The sequence below is a fragment of the Bradyrhizobium sp. MOS001 genome, from assembly GCF_004634465.1.
Lineage (GTDB): Bacteria > Pseudomonadota > Alphaproteobacteria > Rhizobiales > Xanthobacteraceae > Bradyrhizobium > Bradyrhizobium barranii.
Genome location: NZ_SPVJ01000004.1, coordinates 234,588 through 254,768, shown reverse-complemented (window position 1 = coordinate 254,768; position 20,181 = coordinate 234,588). Strand labels below are relative to the sequence as shown.

The 20,181-nt window shown below is 63.3% G+C and carries 19 protein-coding genes; 9 read left to right on the top strand and 10 right to left on the bottom strand.

Annotated elements, in window-relative coordinates; translation table 11 throughout:
- Positions 1-15: 15 nt before the first annotated feature.
- Positions 16-171, bottom strand: coding sequence for a hypothetical protein (locus CT676_RS43930; RefSeq protein ID WP_166352319.1), 156 nt, complete (start codon positions 169-171; stop codon positions 16-18).
- Positions 172-447: 276 nt separating this feature from the next.
- Here CT676_RS43930 and CT676_RS43925 point away from each other — a divergent pair, with 276 nt between their 5' ends.
- Entirely contained in the window at positions 448-591 is a 144-nt protein-coding gene (locus tag CT676_RS43925) for a hypothetical protein (protein ID WP_166094525.1), read from the top strand.
- A 43-nt stretch (positions 592-634) separates the two neighbouring features.
- Here the strand turns inward: CT676_RS43925 and CT676_RS08900 are convergent, their stop codons facing one another.
- Entirely contained in the window at positions 635-838 is a 204-nt protein-coding gene (locus tag CT676_RS08900; protein ID WP_135214411.1) for a hypothetical protein, read from the bottom strand.
- A gap of 162 nt (positions 839-1,000) precedes the next feature.
- On the opposite strand from CT676_RS08900, the gene CT676_RS08895 reads away from it, so the two are divergent.
- On the top strand, positions 1,001-1,732 hold the full coding sequence (locus CT676_RS08895; RefSeq protein ID WP_085404816.1) for a Crp/Fnr family transcriptional regulator: 732 nt from the start codon (positions 1,001-1,003) through the stop codon (positions 1,730-1,732).
- Positions 1,733-1,871: 139 nt separating this feature from the next.
- A complete protein-coding gene (locus tag CT676_RS43920) occupies positions 1,872-2,039 on the top strand; it encodes a hypothetical protein (protein ID WP_166094532.1) in 168 nt (55 codons plus the stop codon).
- Positions 2,040-2,071: 32 nt separating this feature from the next.
- Here the strand turns inward: CT676_RS43920 and CT676_RS08890 are convergent, their stop codons facing one another.
- The 6 genes from CT676_RS08890 to CT676_RS08865 form a co-directional block, all read right to left on the bottom strand.
- Positions 2,072-2,569 carry an MgtC/SapB family protein gene (locus CT676_RS08890; RefSeq protein ID WP_085404815.1) on the bottom strand — a complete coding sequence of 166 codons (498 nt, stop codon included), beginning with the start codon at positions 2,567-2,569 and terminating at the stop codon, positions 2,072-2,074.
- Complete coding sequence (locus CT676_RS08885; protein ID WP_135214410.1) at positions 2,566-3,147, bottom strand: peroxidase-related enzyme; 582 nt, start codon at positions 3,145-3,147, stop codon at positions 2,566-2,568. Before CT676_RS08885 ends, CT676_RS08890 begins: the two co-directional genes overlap by 4 nt.
- Before the next feature lie 114 nt (positions 3,148-3,261).
- Positions 3,262-5,034 carry a di-heme-cytochrome C peroxidase gene (locus tag CT676_RS08880; protein ID WP_244623120.1) on the bottom strand — a complete coding sequence of 591 codons (1,773 nt, stop codon included), beginning with the start codon at positions 5,032-5,034 and terminating at the stop codon, positions 3,262-3,264.
- Positions 5,035-5,308: 274 nt separating this feature from the next.
- Positions 5,309-6,871, bottom strand: a complete 1,563-nt coding sequence (locus tag CT676_RS08875; protein ID WP_135214409.1) for a tetratricopeptide repeat protein — start codon at positions 6,869-6,871, stop codon at positions 5,309-5,311.
- On the bottom strand, positions 6,805-8,202 hold the full coding sequence (locus CT676_RS08870) for an AAA family ATPase (protein ID WP_167767996.1): 1,398 nt from the start codon (positions 8,200-8,202) through the stop codon (positions 6,805-6,807). The genes CT676_RS08875 and CT676_RS08870 overlap by 67 nt, the downstream gene beginning before the upstream one ends.
- Before the next feature lie 250 nt (positions 8,203-8,452).
- Positions 8,453-10,042 (bottom strand): ATP-binding protein, encoded by a 1,590-nt coding sequence (locus CT676_RS08865; RefSeq protein WP_224580704.1) that lies wholly within the window; start codon positions 10,040-10,042, stop codon positions 8,453-8,455.
- On the opposite strand from CT676_RS08865, the gene CT676_RS45170 reads away from it, so the two are divergent.
- Complete coding sequence (locus CT676_RS45170; protein ID WP_244623119.1) at positions 10,041-10,259, top strand: hypothetical protein; 219 nt, start codon at positions 10,041-10,043, stop codon at positions 10,257-10,259. The genes CT676_RS08865 and CT676_RS45170 overlap by 2 nt on opposite strands.
- A gap of 368 nt (positions 10,260-10,627) precedes the next feature.
- Positions 10,628-11,596, top strand: a complete 969-nt coding sequence (locus CT676_RS08860; RefSeq protein ID WP_038955078.1) for a catechol 2,3-dioxygenase — start codon at positions 10,628-10,630, stop codon at positions 11,594-11,596.
- A gap of 69 nt (positions 11,597-11,665) precedes the next feature.
- On the opposite strand, the gene CT676_RS08855 is transcribed toward CT676_RS08860, so the two are convergent.
- Together CT676_RS08855 and CT676_RS08850 are read right to left on the bottom strand one after the other, a co-directional pair.
- A complete protein-coding gene (locus tag CT676_RS08855; RefSeq protein ID WP_135214407.1) occupies positions 11,666-15,193 on the bottom strand; it encodes a molybdopterin cofactor-binding domain-containing protein in 3,528 nt (1,175 codons plus the stop codon).
- Entirely contained in the window at positions 15,193-15,675 is a 483-nt protein-coding gene (locus CT676_RS08850) for a (2Fe-2S)-binding protein (RefSeq protein ID WP_135214406.1), read from the bottom strand. The genes CT676_RS08855 and CT676_RS08850 overlap by 1 nt, the downstream gene beginning before the upstream one ends.
- 250 nt (positions 15,676-15,925) lie before the next feature.
- Here CT676_RS08850 and CT676_RS08845 point away from each other — a divergent pair, with 250 nt between their 5' ends.
- From CT676_RS08845 to CT676_RS08830, 4 genes are all read left to right on the top strand, one after another.
- The gene (locus CT676_RS08845; RefSeq protein WP_135214405.1) at positions 15,926-17,383 is read left to right on the top strand and encodes a 6-hydroxynicotinate reductase; all 1,458 of its coding nucleotides are present in this window, start codon (positions 15,926-15,928) and stop codon (positions 17,381-17,383) included.
- Positions 17,380-18,276 carry a UPF0280 family protein gene (locus CT676_RS08840; protein ID WP_085404808.1) on the top strand — a complete coding sequence of 299 codons (897 nt, stop codon included), beginning with the start codon at positions 17,380-17,382 and terminating at the stop codon, positions 18,274-18,276. The genes CT676_RS08845 and CT676_RS08840 overlap by 4 nt, the downstream gene beginning before the upstream one ends.
- Before the next feature lie 15 nt (positions 18,277-18,291).
- Positions 18,292-18,876, top strand: coding sequence for an amino acid synthesis family protein (locus CT676_RS08835; protein WP_085404807.1), 585 nt, complete (start codon positions 18,292-18,294; stop codon positions 18,874-18,876).
- An 80-nt stretch (positions 18,877-18,956) separates the two neighbouring features.
- Positions 18,957-20,159 carry an ABC transporter substrate-binding protein gene (locus CT676_RS08830; RefSeq protein ID WP_085404806.1) on the top strand — a complete coding sequence of 401 codons (1,203 nt, stop codon included), beginning with the start codon at positions 18,957-18,959 and terminating at the stop codon, positions 20,157-20,159.
- The last annotated feature ends 22 nt before the right edge of the window (positions 20,160-20,181 follow it).

Genomic DNA, 20,181 nt, shown 5'->3' with positions numbered 1-20,181 from the left:
GCGCAACCGCTCGCATCAGTCGCGCTGAAAGATCTTGGCGCCGGGGTAGACGCGCCGGGCGTAGCTCACGACCAGCGCGCGGTCCTGGGTTGCCAGGAAGGGCGTTCGGATCTGGCACGAGCCGACGACGAGGTGCCATAGACCATTGAGCTTCCGGATGACGACGTTCATTTGAGCAATCCTCGATGACTCCGCATTCCCGCGAATACTGCTTATCGCGGCAGTCTTGCGATTCATGATCGTGGCCGCTGGCGTGAAATTCCCGGTAACGCTCGCGACCGTCGCAAGACAACGACGATGATTGTTAGTTGGTTACGGCGCGGCGGCCCGAGAAGCCGGATCTCATCACAGCCGCTTGAGCGAAGTCATTTTCCGCAGGGATGAAACCGTCCTGAAACAGAGCCACCCCATCTCTGTGGGGTAGTCGAGCTCACACAGGAGGCCGAAATGCGCCGTCTGGTTTTCGTAATCGCCTTGCTCGCAGTCGCCACAGCAGGAATCTCGGCATCGTTTGCTGCAGTTCGCCACGCCAAGACGCTGACATTCTCCGAGCGCTTTGCTCCGGCGCTCGAGTTGATGGCGCAGCGCTAGCGGCGTAGCGCCTCGCAGTCGCCGCTACGCAACGGTGGGACGATCACTTCTGGTGCTGCGGGCCGGGTGAGGACAGAAGGCGTTCGATCTTGGCGGCTGCCTCGCCGTCGCGCGCCTTCTGCAACAGTGTGTGGCGTTCGGTGCCGGCGGGCAGCTTCTTGGCCGCGGCGCGGGCGTCCTGCGTGAACCTGTTCAGGCGCTCCTGGAGTGACAGGGCCGGTCGCGTGCGGTTGCGCTTCTTGGTCATGGCTGCACCTTTCCGGCGCGAAGCCAACCATGGGGAGGCGAGTGGCGTCCTTAACTTTTGTTGGAACCGGGGGCGTGGATCGCGGGTTTTTCATTGCAGCGGCGCTTCGGCGCCAGGGATTGCAATACAGGTCCCACCTCATACCAACCGGAGCTAGCTCGCGTGCCTAGCGATACTATCCGTGCTGCGCTTGTCAGGCGTTTGCGTACATCTTCAGGCATCTCGGACGACGACGTGAAGGAGATCGAGGCGCTCCCAATCGCGGTTCGTCAATATCCGGCGGAGGCGCCCGTGGTGCGCGACGGCGAGCGCGCAACCGATTGCTGCCTGATCGCAGACGGCTTCTGTGCGCGTTCCAAGACGATAGCAAGCGGCAAGCGCCAGATCCTCTCCATCCACATCCCCGGCGAGATCCCCGACCTGATGAGCCTGTTCCTGCACGTGATGGATCACGATTTGTCGACGCTGACACCGTGCACGCTCGGCTTCATCAGTCACGAAACGCTGCGGAAATTGCACCAGCGCAGTCCAAGCGTCGCCGAGATGTTCTGGCGAGATACGCTGATCGACGCCGCCATGTTTCGCGAATGGATCGTCAATGTCGGCCAGCGTCCCGCGCCCGCAAGGCTTGCCCATGTCATGATCGAGCTGCGCGAACGCCTCCGGGTCATCGGGCGTCTTGACGGCAACAGCTTCGAGATGCCGCTGACCCAGGAGCAGATCGGCGAAGCCCTGGGAATCACCGGGGTGCACGCCAACCGCGTGATCAAGCAGTTGCGGCAGGAGGGCATCGTCGAGCTGCACCGCGGCCGCGTCACGGTGCTGGACGAGCGGAAATTTTTGGAACTTGCCGATTTCGACGGCCGTTACCTGCATCAGTCGCCAACGCTTTGAGGCGCGCAGGCGACTTGACCTACCGCAAATTCGTATCGGTGCAGGGCGCTATGGTCCATCGGCATGATTGCCGAACCGGTGTTGCCTGAATGTCGAGGGCGCAGGTGGCTCCGAGTCATGCTGACCCGGAGGCATCACCGTGAGCGCAATCTTTCGCATTCTCTTCATCGTTGCCGGTGCCATCACCGCGCTGTTCGTCGCGCGCGATGCCCTGAATTTCACGATCATCCAGACCTTCGTTGCCGTTCTGCTCGTCACCGCCATCGTCGGCGTCGGAAGCTTCTGGAGCCAGCGACGGAAAACGTGACGGATGTGAGAGCCGCGTGCTGGCGCAGCCGGCTAGGTCCGCGGCGGCGCGTCCGGAGACGTCTCAGCGGTGTGCGCATCCTCCTTGCCGCCGAGCACGCGGTGCAACCGTCGCTCGATGTGGCGGCCCACCGTCAGCAGCACGAAGGCGAGCGCCAGCGCGACGGCGACGATCTTCCACTGTCCGGCGCCGCAGACGATGCCGATGCAGGCTGCGAGAAAGGTGCAGGCGGCGCTGGTCAGCCCGCGGACGCGAAATCCCATGCTTTGATGCACGATGACGCCGGCACCGAGAAAGCCGATGCCGGTGAGGATGCCCTGGATGACGCGGCTGACGGCATCGGCGACCCTGGTTGGCTCGGCGAGCTGCAGGGCGAGCAGAACCACGGTCGCCGTGGAGAGCCCGACGATGCCGAGCGTCTTCAGCCCGATCGGCTTGCCGTGCAGGTCGCGGTCGAGGCCGATCGCGCCGGCGGCGACGGTCGCGGCACCGAGACGAGCAAGGATTTCGGGCCAGTCGAGCTCCGTCATTTTTTCGGCAAGCGCCCCATCAGGTAAAACTCCTCGTTCGGCCTCATGCCGGTGAAGTTTGCCAGCCGGTTGGACAGCGCGAAGAAGGCGGAGATTGCGGCAATGTCCCAGATGTCGTCGTCGCTGAAGCCGTGCGGTGCAAGCGCCCCGAAGTCCTCCTCGGAGACGCGCTGTGCGTCGGCCGAGACCTTCATCGCGAAATCGAGCATCGTCTTTTGCCGCGGCGTGATGTCGGCCTTGCGGTAGTTCACAGCGACCTGGTCGGCGATCAGCGGGTTCTTGGCGCGAATGCGCAGGATCGCGCCGTGCGCGATCACGCAATACTGGCACTGGTTGGCCGCCGAGGTCGCGACCACGATCATCTCGCGCTCGGCCTTGGTGAGGCCGCCGTCCTTCTCCATCAGCGCGTCGTGATAGGCGAAGAACGCGCGGAACTCGTCGGGCCGGTAGGCCAGCGTCAGGAACACGTTCGGCACGAAGCCGCTCTTCTCCTGCACGGCGAGCAGGCGCGTGCGGATGTCGTCGGGGAGCGTGTCGAGGGCGGGTGCGGGGAAGCGTTTTGAAGGAGGAGGGGACATGACAATGTTCCGGATGGGGCTCTCGGGGAAACGCGGAACATAGTCGATCGCAGTCCTTCGCGCAAAGCGCTTGCGCGGACTACATCCTGGCCAGTGCAGAGAGAGCCGAGGCTCTCAAAGAGTCTTCAAATATTCGAGGAGTGCCTTCTTTTCGTCGTCGCGCAAGCGCGTGCCATAGTCATGCCCGCATCGGCTGTTTCCTGAATTGAGGTCATTGCAATCGGTGACCGGACGATTTGGCCCCTCTTGTGTGACGTCAAGACCAACATTTTTGATGTCGTATCTCGCGCCAACTTTGAATTGTGACATACGCTTCGCAGGCGGTACGAGCAATTCCGCCAATGTCGGCACCGAGCCGTTGTGCAAGTAAGGCGCCGCGGCCCAAATTCCCTCCAGCACGCGAGCTTCATACTCGCCTCTGTTGAGGGTCCGCTCAAGAAGCGTCCCCGGTTCGATCGTCAGGCTTTCTGGCTGGCCCGGAGGTTGCGCGCTGCTGGGCGGCGCGATGGACGCCTTGACCGGAGCCGGTGACAGAGAGAGGGATGTGGAGGGCGCCTTTTGGGCGTTGGGAGGCAACGAGGAGCCAAAGCCGTCACCGGAGCCGACGTCGCTCCCCAAAAACAGCTTATTGTCGAGGATCGCTCCGGCGACTGCACTGAACATCATGTGGACGGCATAATCCTCCTCCTCGAGGTGCCTGGCGATCAACGGGATACCTGCTCCCTTCAGCGCGCCGGTCTTCACCCTCCAACCAAGCTCGTCGAATTGACGTGTGTCGGTGCCGACGTTCTGAACCGGCGTCACCCACGTCGTAACAAACAGGTCGCGCAGGGCACGGACTTCCTTCTTCTCGTGACACCCCTTGCTGCACTGCCTCTCGAAGATTTTTTGACCGTCTTTAGCCAGCTTCGAGTCGATAGGCCAATCTGATGGCCATTTTGGCGGGCCCATCTTCAGGAGCAATTCCTCAAGTCGTTTCAGTCCATCGAAGTTGATGGAGTTGGCATAGTTGAAGAACGGGCCGAACGAGCGCCTTGGTTCGAAGTTGCCGAATGCGAGAGCCTGTCCCGCGTTCCGGGCTAGTGCGAAGACGCGGTTTCCATTCAACACAAAACCGGCCCAGTCGGTCTGGTTCTGCATCGGTGAATTCCACAGGAAAGGATAGCGCACCGGAGCATCGCCAATCTTCATGTTCTCCGGGATCAAAAAATCGGGCGGCGGCCCAACGTCGGTGCCGGATATGCGGTTGAAGATGATCCCGATCGCGTCCAGACGTCCGGGGCCCCAACCAACTGGCGGCAATGTACCGGTCACGAATGCATGAACGCGCCGGTGCCATGCATCAACCCTCTGACGTAGTGCGGCAACATCGGCAGCAGAAGGTGTCGCAGGTTGGGAGACGGCCGCAGCAAATGCAGCGAATGCCGTGTCGCTGGCGGTTACGTCTCCTACCGCCTTGTCCAGGTCGCTCAGGAACTCCTGGAAATCCATAAAGGCCGGACCGCCATCGATGCGGTAAGTCTTGCCCTCCACTTCAACCTGCCGCGTGTGGCACGCGGAGCATGTTATCCCGACCATCGGGGACTCTGCGGGACCTGTGGTGTGGAGGCCGACGGGGAGGTTGGCCTTATTGTCCGGATTTGGGAGAAAGCCGTATCGGGTAAGACCATCCGAGAGGAACGGTTGTCCGTCCTTCGCTTTCAATGCCCGTAACCAGGTGAGGTTGATTAAGCGGGAGCCTTGGTCGCGCGTGTAGTAGTCAGCCCTGTCTTCCGCTGTCCATGTCGGGCCTTGGTCGACATATATCGGATCGCCGAGAGCGGTCTCAATTCCCGAACTTGCGGCGACGACCAGCGCAAAGCGAATGAGGAAAGCGACACGACGCATCGCATGAGCCTCCGTGAACTACAATTGAACCACCCATTTTCTCGAAATCAGAATTTGTGGAGATATGCGCAGCTCGGCGAGACGCAGCTCGCCCGGTAGCGACGAGAGCTGTCAGAAATAGCCGTCCGATGCTCGAGATTGTACTTCTTGGCAAAGTCCCGTCAAGGTCGTTGCTCCGGGTCGGAGCCCCGGATTGCATGCCGCGCCCGTTGAAGCGCGGCGAGCCCACGAAACGGGCCCGGTGAACTGGTGTGTCTCGACACGAGCGGCCTTGCTAAACCGCGAGCCGGGATCCGTCCCAGGCAACAATGCCAAACTGATCGCAAATCGCGTGCATCTCGGCGAGATCCTTAGCGACGCGGGCGGTGCCAGGCTTCGCCTCGGCGAGCAGTCGCCCCCTCAAACCAAGACATTCGACAATCAGCCATGGATTCCTGATGGTCCTGGCGATGGAAAGAGCAGCATCCAGGGCGCTCAGGCCACGTTCGGATTTCCCGTCCCGAACGAGAGCCTCAGAGTAACCCGCATAGAGAAGGCAGAGCTCGATCTGGCCTGTCCGCAGATGCGTGCCGCTCTCCATACAAGCGTCTATCAGGTCGACGGCCTGATGTGCCTGGCCTGTTCGTGCCAGAGCGGTCGCCATTGCTCCGGTCAGGTTCGCCTTGCTGGCATCGTAGCCGTTACGTTCGACGATCTCCCTTGCAATCGACAAGCATTCGACAGCCTGGTCATTTCGATGGAGCATGAGGAGATTTCGTCCCATCGTGATGCGGGCGAGCACTTGCCCATATGAATCCTGTTCGCGAACTGCGATCTCCAATGCACGCAATGCGAATCCGAGCGCCTCCGCATATTGACCTGTTGCATTCATGAACCAGCTCCTGAATGCCAAAACCGTGCATTTTGGACCGGCCGGTGTCCCGAGACGGGCAGTCTCGAGTTCTCCTGTGAGCATTTCATTCAGTTCGTCCATCGCCGCAATCGCGCGATGGACGTGGCCCATGCTGTGCAACACATTTGCCATGATGGTCTGATTTGAAAATATGAGTGCGGTCGATTTCAGCGCTCGAGCCGTTCTCAATCCCTCGCTCGTTATTTGCAGCCCTTCTTCATACCGGCCCTCAAACCAGTAGACCATCCCGAGTTGCGACTGGACGCTGCACACGTGAGCAATCCTGCCTTGGCGCCGCGCCAGCTCCAACGTTCGTGGCAAATGCATATTTACTTTTTTGAATTCGCCGAGTTGCAGCATCGAAGCGAAGCTCATTCGACCGAAGTCGACATATTTTTCTTCGGCGGCTTCCCCAAGACGCTCGATGAGCTTGATCGCCCGGTCGTATATCAAACTGAGCGATGAGGCTGCGGCGTTCCGGCGCGCTTCGACGGCGGCGTCCCAGAGATAGCCAAGTGCAGCATCAGCATCTCCGGATTCCTCTGCATGAAAGGCCAACTGTTCGTAACGACCATCCAGATTCGGGTAGCGCCGAATGATCGCCTGGACAGCGGCCTGGTGAATTTCCAGGCGCCGGCCACGCGGTATCGTGTTTGCACAGGCCTCGGCGATGATCTGATGCCGGAAACGCACGGAGTTACCCGCAAGCGGATGAACAAAAGCAAATCGGGCAAGCTCGAACAACGCAGTCAGCAGCTCGCCTACGTCCACGCCGAGCACCGTCGTGGCCAATTGGATTTCTACCTCCTGTCCCAGCAGGCTGAGCGTCTGCACGAATGCCTTCAACTTCGGAGAAAGTCGTTGCAGCCGCGCATGAATCACGGACTCGACGCTCTGAGGCAGCGAATGTTCGCTCGTTGCGTTCGTCGCGTCCGCCGAGCGCAAGAACTCTTCAATACGAAGGGGACGCCGTCGGCGCGATCGATTGCTCTCGCAAACACGGTGGGGGATCGAGTTTTCGGCCACAATTGGCGTCCCAAAGCCTCCATGCAGGCCCGCGACAGCGGTTGCAGATGAATGAGCGAGTCCGCAATCTCCATGGACTGGTCTGATGATTCCGGACGTCCGGTCAGCAATATGCAAAGCGGCTGTGGAGTACTTGCGCGCGCGAGCAATTTCAGGAAATGGCGGCTTTCCGGATCGATCCACTGGAGGTCTTCGATCAGCAAGAGAGTTGGTCTATCAAGCGCCAACGCGAGGAAGGCATTGACAAGTGCACGTGCAATTTGCGTTTGCGTATTGTCGGTCAATCGTTGGCGAGAGGACGCTTTTCCGGCGATGAATAGGGCTTCGAGCTTTCTGCGATCGCCTGCCTCGACGTGCAGTTCCGCGAGAGCCTCGCGAATATGTTCATCCGAAGATGAGCTGTTTGCAGCGAGCATGTCGCCCACCAAGGTGCGGGCGGCGGCGAATGCGGTGGCACGTTTCTGTACGCCGCCATAAAAGACGCAGCATCTCACGTCGGATGTCAGTGCCTCGGTCATTACGGCTGTCGCAAGGCGGCTCTTGCCGATACCTGGTTCGCCCAGCAGCGTGACGGAGCAGCTTTTGGCGCCCGGGCGCGGGAGGAGCTCCCGAAGCGCCGCAAGTTCGTCGACCCGATTCACGATCGGATTTTGATAGCGGCTGGCGATTTCGTTGTGATCGACATCGTCCGGCCGGGCATTCAGCGTGTAGGCCTCGATGACCCGATCGGCGATTCCCGAAGTCGTCTTGTGTGCCGCAAGTTCGAGTGGCGATCGGCACAGCTTTGCGGTTTCGGCGCTAACCCTGATCTCGCCTGCCGCCGCTTCCTGCTGCAGCTTGGCAGCAACGTGCACGGTCGCTCCGGCAACGTCGAAGCGGGCGATGGCATTTTTGCCGCCTATGCGTAAGCCGACCAGGCCGGAGTGAAGTCCGACGCGAAAGTTGACCGGATCTCCCCTGGGGCCGGTCGACTGGCTATGACTCTGAATGTCCCAGGCTGCGATGCACGCACGATCCGCATGATCCTCATATGCGGTTGGCCAGCCGAATATGGCAATGCCACCGTCTCCCGCATAGTGGACAATCTGTCCCCCGAGACGCTCCACGGAGCTGCGGATGTGATCCAGCCACTGGTCCAAAAACGCTTGAGCTTCATCGGGATCGCAAGCCGCGATGTGGCGAGTTGAACCCACCATGTCGACGGCGAGCACCGTTATGATGTTACGATCCGCAATATTGGCACCGCCCACGGACATCTTCGCGCCCCGCGTGCTCAAACCGGCTCTAAAAGGCAAGGGTAGCACGAAGGACAAGCCTTGGGCTATCCGCGAGACGCGGCCTTGAGCCGCGATATCCGGGGGCATTCCCCGTCTTTCACGACTGTCCGCTGTTCGGGAAATTCCAGAGGCGATCGTGATTGAATCGAGGGGCCGCGGCGTACTGGATGCTCCGGTCAAGCCGGGGCATGACAGCGGAATTTGCCGAAGCGGTGTCCGTTCCTTACCGCAGTGGCTTCTTCAGCAGCGAGAAGCGATCCGGGTCCAGCCCCATCGAGGGCTGCAGCATCGGCGCTTCGGCGGTCGCGAGCGTCTTTGCGGGCGGCTGCGAGAACACCGGGTCGTTCGGCACGTCGCGTTGCGAGGTGGCGCCGCGCCAGCGCTCGAGCACGGCGCCGACGAAATGCATGTCGTGACCGGAGGTGACCGACGGCACGCTTGAGATGGTGGCTTCGCCGCGCGGCAATTGGTGCGGCGGCACCTCCTTGAAGCGCAGGCGGGTCGGCAGCGCGACGCCTTCGCCGAACGCCAGGACTTCGCGGGTACCGAGTGATGGCACGAAGGACAGCAGGTTCGCGGCCGCATCCGACACCGCGGCGCGCAACAGCGCCTGGTCGCGCTCGTTGGCCAGACGCATCGTGAACAGCGTGTTGCACTGGGAGATAATGGTGGCGTCGAGTTCGGCCGGACGTTGGGTGATGAGGCCGAGATAGACGCCGTATTTGCGGCCTTCCTTGGCGATGCGCGACACCGCCTTGCGGGTCGGCCCGAAGCCGACATTGCGGTCGGCGGAGGCGTAGCGGTGCGCCTCTTCGCAGACGAACAGCATCGGCGACACGCCGTCGCTCCACAGGCCGAAGTCGAAGGCCATGCGGCACAGCACCGAGACGACGGAATCGATGACCTCGGCCGGGAAGCCGGCGAGCTGCATCACCGTCATCGGCTTGCCGTTGGCGGGCAGGCGGAACAGATGGCTGATCACCTCGGCCATGGTGTCGCCGCCGACATTGGCGTTGTCGAACATGAAGGCGTAGCGCGGGTCGTTGCGGACGGCCTCGATGCGCGAGATCAGCTTGTGATAGATGATGCGCGAGGAGCGGTTTTCCAGCTTGCCCATGCGCTCGTCGATCAGCGAGATCAAATCGACCAGGCGGTACGGCACCGGCGTGTCGACGGTGAAGCCGACCTGCTTGGGATCGATGCGCTTCAGGCCGAGCCGATCGGTGTTCTGATACTGGGTGTAGATGCCCTTGGCGATCGGAATCACCTCGGCGAGGACGTCGAGCTCCTCGGGCACGCCGGCGCGGCCGCCGAACAGCACGTCGACGATTTCCTCGAAGTTGAACAGCCAGAACGGCAGCTTCAGGTTCCGCGGGTTGAGCACCAGCGCGCGGTCGCCGAAGCAGCGGCCATATTCGTTGTGCACGTCGAGCAGGAATATGCGCAGGTTCGGGCGTGATTTCAGGATCTCGTTGAGCAGCAGCGACACGCCGGTGGATTTGCCGACGCCGGTCGATCCCAGCACCGCGAAATGCTTGGAGAGCATTTCCTCGACGTCGACATAGGCGACGACGGAGCGATCCTGCTGGAGGAAGCCGACATTGATCTGGTCCGATCCGGTCGGCGCGTAGATCGTGCGCAGCTCCTGGCTCGTGATCAGGTCGACGGAATCGCCGATGGTCGGATAGTTGGTGACGCCGCGCTGAAACTTGGCCTTGTCGGCGGCGTTGTGGATTTCGCCGAGCAGGTCGACCGACGCGATGGCGATGTAGTCAGAGCTCGAGAGGTTCTCGCAGGACACCTCGGTGATCATGGCGACGATCACCGAGCTGGCGCAGCGGATGCTGACGAAACGGCCGACGGTGGCCCGAATTTCCGAGACCGGCATCTGGCTTGCCGCCAGTAGCCCGACCCGGGCGAGCGACCCGCGTACCGAAATCACGCGTCCAAAGGATGTCACGATGAATGAACCTGGCATGAGCAAGGGGTTTAACCCTGACTATGCGCGCCGCGGCTGGACAAACGGTTAAACGGCAGGCGCGGGGGCTTTGTTAAATCTGCGACAATTCGGTTGAGAGATTTGCTCCTAATGCATACTTGCGGGCGGAATCGGTAGGGGAATGCCGCTTTTCTAGGCCGATAGGCCCGACAGCGCTTAAGGAAGATTTTACCATTCGGCCAGTCGGTCCGCCGTTCGGGGATGGAGGTCATCCCGGCTGGCGCGTCACTCGATCCGGGCGGCCATGTTTTGATTTGTTGACGGGACCTAATCATTTGTACATTAGTACAAATGAACCTGCGGCCTGGATGCCGCCCCCGTACGCTCGAGCGCGTTTGCAGCCTTGCGTCCGGTTGCGCGATCCGGTCCGGCGGATCGCAGCCACGCCTGGAGGAAAGTATGCAGCCCGAACCGATCCTCGATCTTGCTCATCTCGGCCACATGGAGCTGTTGACGCCGAAGCCCGACGAGAGCCTGAAATTCTTCGTCGACGTCATGGGCATGACCGTGAGCGGGCAGAAGGGCGAGTCGGTTTACCTGCGCGGCTGGGACGATTATGAGCGCTATTCGCTCAAGCTGACGGCGTCGAAGACATCGGGCATGGAACATATGGCGCTGCGCGCGCGCAGCCAGCAGGCGCTGGAGCGCCGCGTCGCCGCGCTCAAAGGCTCCGGCTTCGACATCGGCTGGATCGACGGCGACATGGGGCAGGGGCCGACCTTCCGCTGCCGCGACCCTGATGGCCACATCGTCGAGCTCTATTACGAGACCGAATGGTACCAGGCGCCGCCAGAGCTTAGACCTGCGCTGAAGAACCAGGCGCAACGCTTTCCTGCGCGCGGCGTCAACGTTCGCCGTCTCGACCACCTCAACTGCCTCGCCGTCGACATCAAGGCCAACCGCGAGTTCTTCGAGAACTATCTCGGCTGCCGCCTCACCGAACAGATCGTGCTCAACGACGGGCGGGAAGCGGCGATGTGGCTGACGATGTCGAACAAGAGCTACGATTTTGCCTATTCGCTCGATCATTCCGGCACGCCCGGCCGCTTTCACCATGTCACCTACGCGCTCGACAGCCGCGAGGAGATTTTGCGCGCCGCCGATATCTTCCTGGAGAACGGCGTGCACATCGAGACCGGCCCGCACAAGCACGCGATCCAGCAGACCTTCTTCCTCTATGTCTACGAGCCCGGCGGCAACCGCGTCGAGGTCGCCAACGCCGGCGCGCGCCTCATCCTCGCGCCCGACTGGAAGCCGATCGTGTGGACCGAGGAGGAGCGCAAGAAGGGCCAGGCCTGGGGTTTGAAGACGATCGAGTCGTTCCACACCCACGGCACACCGCCGGTGGAGGCGAAGAAGCACGGCTAGACCCGGACCCGAAGGGCCGCGTTAGCGCAAAGTGTGAAGCGGTTTTCCGATTAGGTCATGCTCCAAACATCAATGCGTTGAGGTGCGCACCCGGGCGATCGTCTCGCGGACGCCGGTCCAGGCCGATTTGTCCGGCGCGAACTGCTTGCGCAGGAAGCTGACGAGTTCTTCGACCTGCACGTCGCTCATGCTGTTCTTGAAGGCGGGCATGTAGCCGAGATCGCTCGACACCGGCTCGGCGATGCCTTGCAGGATGACCTGCACGAGATTGTCAGATGTCGCGCTGTGCAGATTGCTGTTGAGCGCGAGCGAGGGCCGAGTTCCGAACAGCGGCAGGCCGCCGACCTCGTGGCAGACGGCGCAGGCGCCCTGATAGAGCCGCGCGCCGGTGGAAGGCGCAACCGTGACCCGCGTTGAGCTTTCAAGCTTTGCGGCAAGCGCATCCTGGCCCCGCGTATCGATCGCGGTGTCATTGAACGAGTTGAGATAGACCGCCATCGCGCGGATGTCGGGGTCGGGCAGGGCTTTGAGATCCCTGACGATCGGCGCCATCGGACCGGCCGCGACGCCGTGATAACGCGACTGGCCGGTGCGCAAATAGGCGAAGAGTTCGTCTTCACTCCATGGAATCGGCGCATGCGAGAGCGAGGTCAGGGCCGGCGCCTCCCAGCCCTCGGCAAATCCGCCGGCGAGATAGGCATTGCGCTGCTCGGCACCGAGCGCGTTGCGAGGCGAATGACACGCACTGCAATGGCCGAGGCTCTCGACGAGATAGGCGCCGCGGTTCCACTGCTCGGATTTGGCGGGATCGGGCTTGAATTCGCTCGTCCTGTGGAACAGGGCATTCCAGCCCGCAAGCAGCGGGCGGAGGTTGAACGGGAAGGCGAGCGCATTCGCCGGCGCCGTGGCGCGCACCGAAGGCTGAGCCATCAGGTAGGCGTAGAGCGCCTGCATGTCGGCATCGCTGGTCCTGGCAAAGTGCGGATAGGGGAAGGCGGGATAGAGCTGCCGTCCGTCGCGATGCAGCCCGTCGCGCATCGCGCGCTCGAAGGCGGGATAGGACCAGGCGCCGATGCCGGTCTCGACGTCAGGCGTGATGTTGGTTGAGTAGATCGTGCCGAACGGCGTCTGAAGTGCGCGGCCGCCGGCGTTGAGCACGCCATTGAGGCTGGTGTGGCACTCCGCGCAATTGCCGAGTGCTGCGAGTTGCTCTCCGCGCGCGATCGTCGCCGCGGAATAGACCGAGGCATCAGGCCGCGCGATCGGCGCGATGGCGCGTCCGGGCAAGAGGGCCGCGCCGACGCCGATCGCGGCGGTGCAGACGGCCGCGATCGTCGCGAAGATGCCGGCGCGCTTGGCGAACGGATTCTGCCAGATGCGTGACGGCGGCGGCGCAGCGGGCGCGGGCAGGGCTTGCGGCACGGGCGATGTTTCAGCGTGCAGCCCCCTCAGGATACGCTCGGGCGTGAACGGCGGCTCGCGGAAGCGCACGCCGGTGGCATCGAAGATCGCGTTGGCGATCGCGGCTGCGCTCGGCACCGAGGCGGACTCGCCGACGCCGAGCGGCGGCTGGTCCTGACGCGGCAACATCAGCACGTCGATCTTGGGCACGTCGGGGAACGGGATGATCGGATAAGCGCCCCATTCGCGCGCCGCCACCGCGCCGCGCTCGAACGAAACCTCCTCCATCAGCGCGCGGCTGGTGGACTGGATGACGTTGCCGTGGATCTGGTGGCGCACGCCGTCCGGATTGATCATCAGGCCGGAGTCCTGCCCGGCGACGACGCGCGTGACGCTGACATCGCCGGTGGACTTGTTCACCGCAACGTCGGCGACCCAGGCCGACCACGCCGCGCCATAGCCGGGAAACTTGCTGTGGACATAGAGCGCATAGGCAAAGCCACGCCCGTGCACGACGTCGCCGTCTTTCTCTTCACGGACAGGCCGGGGCGTCCAGCCCGCGCGCTCGGCCACCGCATTGACGAGATCGACGGCGCGCTGGTCCTTCAGGTAACGCAGGCGGTATTCGATCGGATCGACACCGGCCTCGGTCGCGGCCTCATCGATATAGGATTCATGCGCGAACGTGTTCGGCAGCGCCGAGACACCGCGAAACCAGGACGCGCGCACGATCGGCGCCATGTCGTGGGCGACGACGCGCATGTGGTCGTAGTCGTAAGGCGGAATCGCGGTGCGGTCGCCCATCTGGAGCACATCGGCCACCGGCGAGATTCGCCCCGTCAACAGCAGCGCCAATGTCGGCGCAGCGTTGGAAGGGTAGCGCGTGGCGAGGTCGTAGCCGGCGACGCCGCCGTCCGCGTCGAGCCCGCCATTGACGTCGATGAGCTGCGCTGTGCCCTTGGGCTCCCAGGCGTGCTCCTGCTCGCGCGTCAGCTGCACGCGTACAGGGCGGCCGACGGCGCGCGACAGCAGCAGCGCGTCCGCGGTGACGTCATCGGCGCAGTTGCGGCCGTAGCAGCCGGCGGCCTCCAGGCGGATCACCTCGATCTCGCTCTCGGGACGCTCGAGCAGGAGCGCCAGATCGCTGCGCAGCACGTGCGGGTTCTGCGTGCCCGACCAGACACGGATGTTGCCGTCCTGGACGTCGGCGACCGCGCAAGAGGGGCCGATCGACGCATGCATCTGGTACGGCCACACATAAGTGCGCTGCATCGGCTTGGCCGCGCCTGATATCGCCTTATCGACATCGCCCTTGTCGATCAGCGTGCGCGGCGTCGACGGGTTGGCGCGCAGCGCGGTCTCGACATCGGCGAGATCGGTCAGACCAGGCGTCGGCTTCCAGCGCACCGCCAGCTGCTCCGCCGCGCGGATCGCGTTCTCCTCGCGCTCGGCGACCACGCCGACGAAATCGCCGATGCGCACGACGGCAATGATGCCGGGAATGTCGCGTACCGAGGCCTCATCCACCGCGATCAGGCTGGTGCCGACGAACGGCCCGGCATCGACGCCGGCATAGGGCGGACGCACCACCCGGCCGTGCAGCATACCGGGCACCCTAACGTCGTGCACGAAGGTCAGCTCGCCCGTCGCCTTGGCGGGCAGGTCGACGCGCGGCGTCGACTGGCCGACGATGGCGTAGTCGCCGACGGGCTTGAGCGCGACGTCGTCGGCAAGCTCGAGGCGAATGGTCTCGCCGCCGATCAGTTCGCCATAGCTGACGCTGCGGTTGTGCCCGCGGACGAGGCCGTCTTCGATCTTGAGGTCGCTGGCCGGCAGCTCCAGCCGCTCGGCTGCGCGCGCGATCAGAAAGTGCCGCGCTTGCGCGGCGGCCTTGCGCAGGGGAACGGCGGTGATCTGGATGGTCTCGCTCGCGATCGTCGCGCCCTGGTTTGGCACCACGGCGGTGTCGCCGAGCACCACGACGACGCGCGCAAAGGAGACGTCGAGCTCCTCGGCGACGATCTGGCCGAGTGCGGTGCGGATCCCGGTGCCGAGATCGACATGACCGTTATAGGCCGAGACCGATCCATCCGCGGTGATGCGGACAAACGTCTCGGACGTGACTTCGTCCACGGTGCGGACGACGACGAGCGAACCCGACTGCCGCTCAGCTCCGTTCGAAAGAGGGGAGGCCATCAATCAACGGCCTCAGTGATCTGGCCGGATGCGCGCATCACCGCGCGCAGGATCTCGACATGCGTGCCGCAGCGGCAGAGATTGTAGCGCAGCGCCGCGAGCGCCTCCTGCTCTGAAGGCTGCGGGTTGATCGCAAGTAGAGCCTTGGTGGTCATGATCATGCCGTTGAGGCAATAGCCGCATTGCGCGGCCTGCTCGTCGATGAAGGCCTGCTGCACCACATCCGGCTTGTCGCGCGTGCCGAGCCCTTCGAGCGTCAGGATGTCGCGGCCTGCGCAGCCGCTGACGGGAATCACGCAGGAGCGCGCGGCCTGCCCGTCGATCAGGACAGTGCAGGTGCCGCATTCGCCCAAGCCGCAGCCATATTTCGGACCGTTGAGCGCGAGATCGTTGCGCAGCACATAGAGCAGCGGCGTCTGCGGCGCTGCCGTGATCTCGTGGATCCTGCCGTTCACGGTGAGGCGGATCGGTGTCTGCGTCATCCTCGTTCCCAAGCCCGTGGCCAAGTGCTCGTCAAAACCTACGTCGCGACGATACCGTTTGTACACAAACGTGCAAGCCGCGCATGCCGCACTGCAGCGCGACTGCCTTCTTTGTGGACAGAGCGGATAGGCAATTGGGGTTTTATGCGGCAGCCGCATCTTTTGCGCCGCACCGCCGCTTGACAGCCTTCGGGAGGGCGCGCAACATCGTTCGTATACGAATGATAACCGCAGTCGACTGGCTTTGGACATGGTGACTGAAACGACGAGCGCCGCCATCGACAAGATCCGTTGCGATGCCTGTCCGGTGATGTGCTACATCAAGCCGGGCGCGGCGGGCGCCTGCGACCGCTATGCCAACCACGACGGCAAGCTCGTCCGCGTCGACCCCCACGTGATCCTGGAACGCACCGTCTCGCACGGCGGCAAGCTCGTTCCGTTCAGCCGCACCGAAGACTGGGACGGCAAGATCGTCCACGAGCCCTCAACCTTTGTCACCGCGATCGGCGCGGGCACGACCTATCCCGACTACAAGCCGGCGCCGTTCATCGTCTCGTCCGAGATCGATGGCGTCGACATGGTGACTGTCGTCACCGAGGGCATCTTCTCCTATTGCGGCATCAAGGTGAAGATCGACACCGACCGCTATCTCGGCCCGGAAACCGCGACCGTTCGCGCGCAGGGCGAGGCGGTCGGCCACGTCACGACCAGCGAATATGGCTCGCAGATGCTGTCGCTCGGCGGCGTGCATCATCTCACCGGCGGCTCCAAGAAAGAGGGCCGCGTCACCTGTGACACGCTGATGGATCTCGCCAATTGCAAGGCGGTTGAGCTGACCATCGACGGCGGCGCCAGCGTGGTGGTGCAGGCCGGCCAACCGCCGATCGTCAACGGCATGAAAGAGGAGCGCATGCGCGTCGGCTGCGGCTCGGCGACGATCGGCATGTTCGCCAAGCAATGGCACGGCAAGGTCGACGAGGTCGTCGTCGTCGACGACCACATCACCGGCGTGCTCTCGGAGCACCAGGCCGGCAAGCTGCTCGACATCGCCGACACCGGCATCAAGATGAAGGGCCGTCGCTCGACGCCGGGCCGCTATTTCCAGGTCGCCGAACCCGGCACGGGCTGGGGCGGCACCAACATCTCCGATCCGCTGGCGATCCTTGGACCGTTTGACGCGAAGGAGGCCAAGGCTGGCCTCTCCATGCTGATGGTCTCCACGACCGGCGAGCATTCGTCTTACTATGTGCTCGACGAGGCCCTGAGGCCGGTCGAGACCGAGATGCCTGATGACCTGAAGTTCTCGGTTGAGCGCATCCAGGAGAATTGCGAACCGGCGCTGTGCACGGTGCTGTTCATGGCCGGTGCCGGCGGCTCGCTGCGTGCGGGCGTCACCGACAATCCGGTGCGGCTGACGCGTTCGGTGAAGGACGCGCTGACGCGCGTCACCAGCGGCGGCGCGCCTGTTTATGTCTGGCCGGGCGGCGGCATCACCTACATGGTCGATGTGACGCAGATGCCTTCAGGCGCGTTCGGTTATGTTCCGACGCCGGCGCTGGTCGCACCGATCGAGTTCACGATGAAGCTGTCCGACTACGCCGCGCTCGGCGGGCACATGGATCATGTGAAGCCGCTGTCCGAGGTGCAGAGCGGTGACGACGTCCGCCAATTGCCTTGGCAGAACCCGATTCCGGGGCGCTGGGCATGACCAGGCTCCCGCAAATCGCATTGCTGTCTGGTGGCCGGCGGCTGCATTTGCAGGATGGACCGATTGATCTGATCGTGGAGGCGAGGGGGCGCGCGGACGCAGTGCGTGCGGCCTATGAGGCGGCGGCGCAGCGATTCACCGGACTGCTCGACGAACTCTGCGCGGAATTGCCGGAACTGCGGACGGCCGCTGAGAAGCAGACTTCGCTGAAGGGCGTGGTGGCGCGTCGGATGCACGCTGCTGTCGCACCCTATGCCGCCGATTGCTTCATTACGCCGATGGCCGCGGTTGCCGGTAGCGTTGCAGAGGAGATTCTTGGCGCCATGCTGGGCGCTGCGGCGCTCGATCAGGCCTATGTCAACAATGGCGGCGATATCGCGCTGCATCTCGGCGAGGGCGAGCATTTTTCGGTAGGCCTGATGGACCGGCCTGATCGTGACGGCGTGCTGCGCAAGATGAGGGTCTACTCAGGTGATCCCGTGCGCGGCATCGCGACCAGCGGGCGTCACGGCCGCAGCTTTTCGCTCGGCATTGCCGACGCGGTCACGGTGCTGGCTGCCACCGCATCGCAGGCCGATGCGGCCGCGACGGTCATCGCCAATGCCGTCGATCTGCCCGGGCATCCCGGCATCATCAGAAAGCCTGCGAACGAGCTTCAGCCCGACAGCGATCTCGGCGCGCGTCTCGTCACCCGCGATGTCGGTGAATTGTCGCAGAACGAGGTCGCGGCCGCACTGGAATCTGGCGCGGAATGTGCACGGCAATTGTTCGATCGCGGATTGATCGAGGGTGCCGTGTTGCAGCTTTGTGGTGATATGCTTGTCATCGGAACCAGGGATATAGAAGAGCAACGAACGCGCCCGCTCATGCTGGAGAACGCGGTCTATGCCTGAACAGGGAAGCGAAACATGAGCGCGATCATCCGCAAGATCGTCACGGTCGTCGAAGAGACGCAGATGGAAATGGGCCGCCAGGTCTCGCCGCCGACGCGGCGCGCCGCGGCGATCGCCGTGATCGAAAATCCCTTTGCCGGCAAATATGTCGAGGATCTCTCGCCCCTGATCGCCATCGGCGAGGAGCTCGGCGATCTCCTGGCGAAGCGCGCGGTGGCGGCGCTGGGCATCGATGGCGCGAAGGCGCAGAGCTACGGCAAGGCCGCGGCGGTCGGCGAGAACGGCGAGCTGGAGCATGCGGCGGCTATCCTGCATCCGAAGATGGGCGCTCCGGTGCGCAAGGTCCTGAGCAAGGGCGCGGCGCTGATCCCGTCGTCGAAGAAGCGCAGCGGCCCGGGCACGACGCTGGACATTCCGCTCGGGCACAAGGACGCCGCCTTCGTGCGCAGCCATTTTGACGGCATGGAGGTGCAGATCAACGATGCGCCGCGCGCCAACGAGATCATGGTCGCGGTCGCCGTCACCGATAGCGGCCGACCCTTGCCGCGTGTCGGCGGGCTGACGGTTGCGGAAGTGAAGGGTGAAGACGGTTTGAAATAGAGTTTGAACCGGGGAGGCGGGCATGGCTTCTCCGACAAGATCACGCTGAAGACGTAGAGAGTTCAAAACTGGAGGTTGGGATGCGAGCGAGAAACACTTTTGTGGGCGCGGCCTTCGCGCTGCTGGCGGGCGGCATGGCTCATTCGGCCGTGGCGCAGGAGATCAAGATCGGCGAGATCAACAGCTACTCGCTGTTGCCGGCGTTCACCGAGCCCTATCGCAAGGGCTGGCAGCTCGCAGTCGAACAGGTCAACGCGGCCGGCGGCATCAACGGCAAGAAGCTCGTCGTCGTCTCCAAGGACGACGGCGGCAAGCCGGCCGATGCGCAGACCGCTGCCAACGAGCTCGTCTCCAGCGAGGGGGTTGCGATGCTGACGGGGACGTTCCTGTCGAACATCGGCCTCGCCGTCAGCGACTTCGCCAACCAGAAGAAGGTGTTCTTCCTCGCGGCCGAGCCGCTGACGGATGCCATCACCTGGTCCAAGGGCAACAAGTACACCTTCCGTCTGCGCCCCTCCAACTACATGCAGGCGGCGATGCTGGTGGAAGCAGCCAGCAAGCTGCCGGCCAAGCGCTGGGCGACCATCGCGCCGAACTATGAATACGGCCAGTCCGCAGTCACGGTGTTCAAGAAGCTGATGTCGGAGAAGCGTCCTGATATCCAGTGGGTCGACGAGCAGTGGCCGCCGCAGGGCAAGATCGACGCGGGTCCGGTGGTGCAGGCGGTTGGCGCAGCCAATCCCGAAGCGATCCTCAACGTCACCTTCGGCGCCGACCTTGTGAAGCTCGTGCGTGAAGGCAACACCCGCGGCCTGTTCAAGGGGCGCGAGGTCGTCTCGTTCCTGACCGGCGAGCCCGAATACCTCGATCCGCTCAAGGACGAGACGCCGGAGGGCTGGATCGTCACCGGCTATCCCTGGTACTCGATCAAGACGCCCGAGCATGACGCGTTCCTGAAGGCCTACGAGGCCAAGTACAACGATTATCCGCGCCTGGGCTCGATCGTCGGTTACCAGACCATCAAGGCGGCCGCTGCGATCCTTGCGAAGGCCGGCTCGACCGATCCGGAGAAACTGATCGCCGCGGCGGAAGGGCTGTCGATGCCGTCGCCGTTCGGCGAGATCACCTTCCGCAAGATCGACCACCAGTCGACGCTCGGTGCCTATGTCGGCAAGACCGCGCTGAAGGACGGCAAGGGCGTGATGGTGGATTCTTCTTACAAGAAGGGCTCGGACTATCTGCCGAGTGACGCGGAAGTCGAGAAGCTGCGTCCGAAGGATTGATGTGACGAGAAACCGGGGCCTC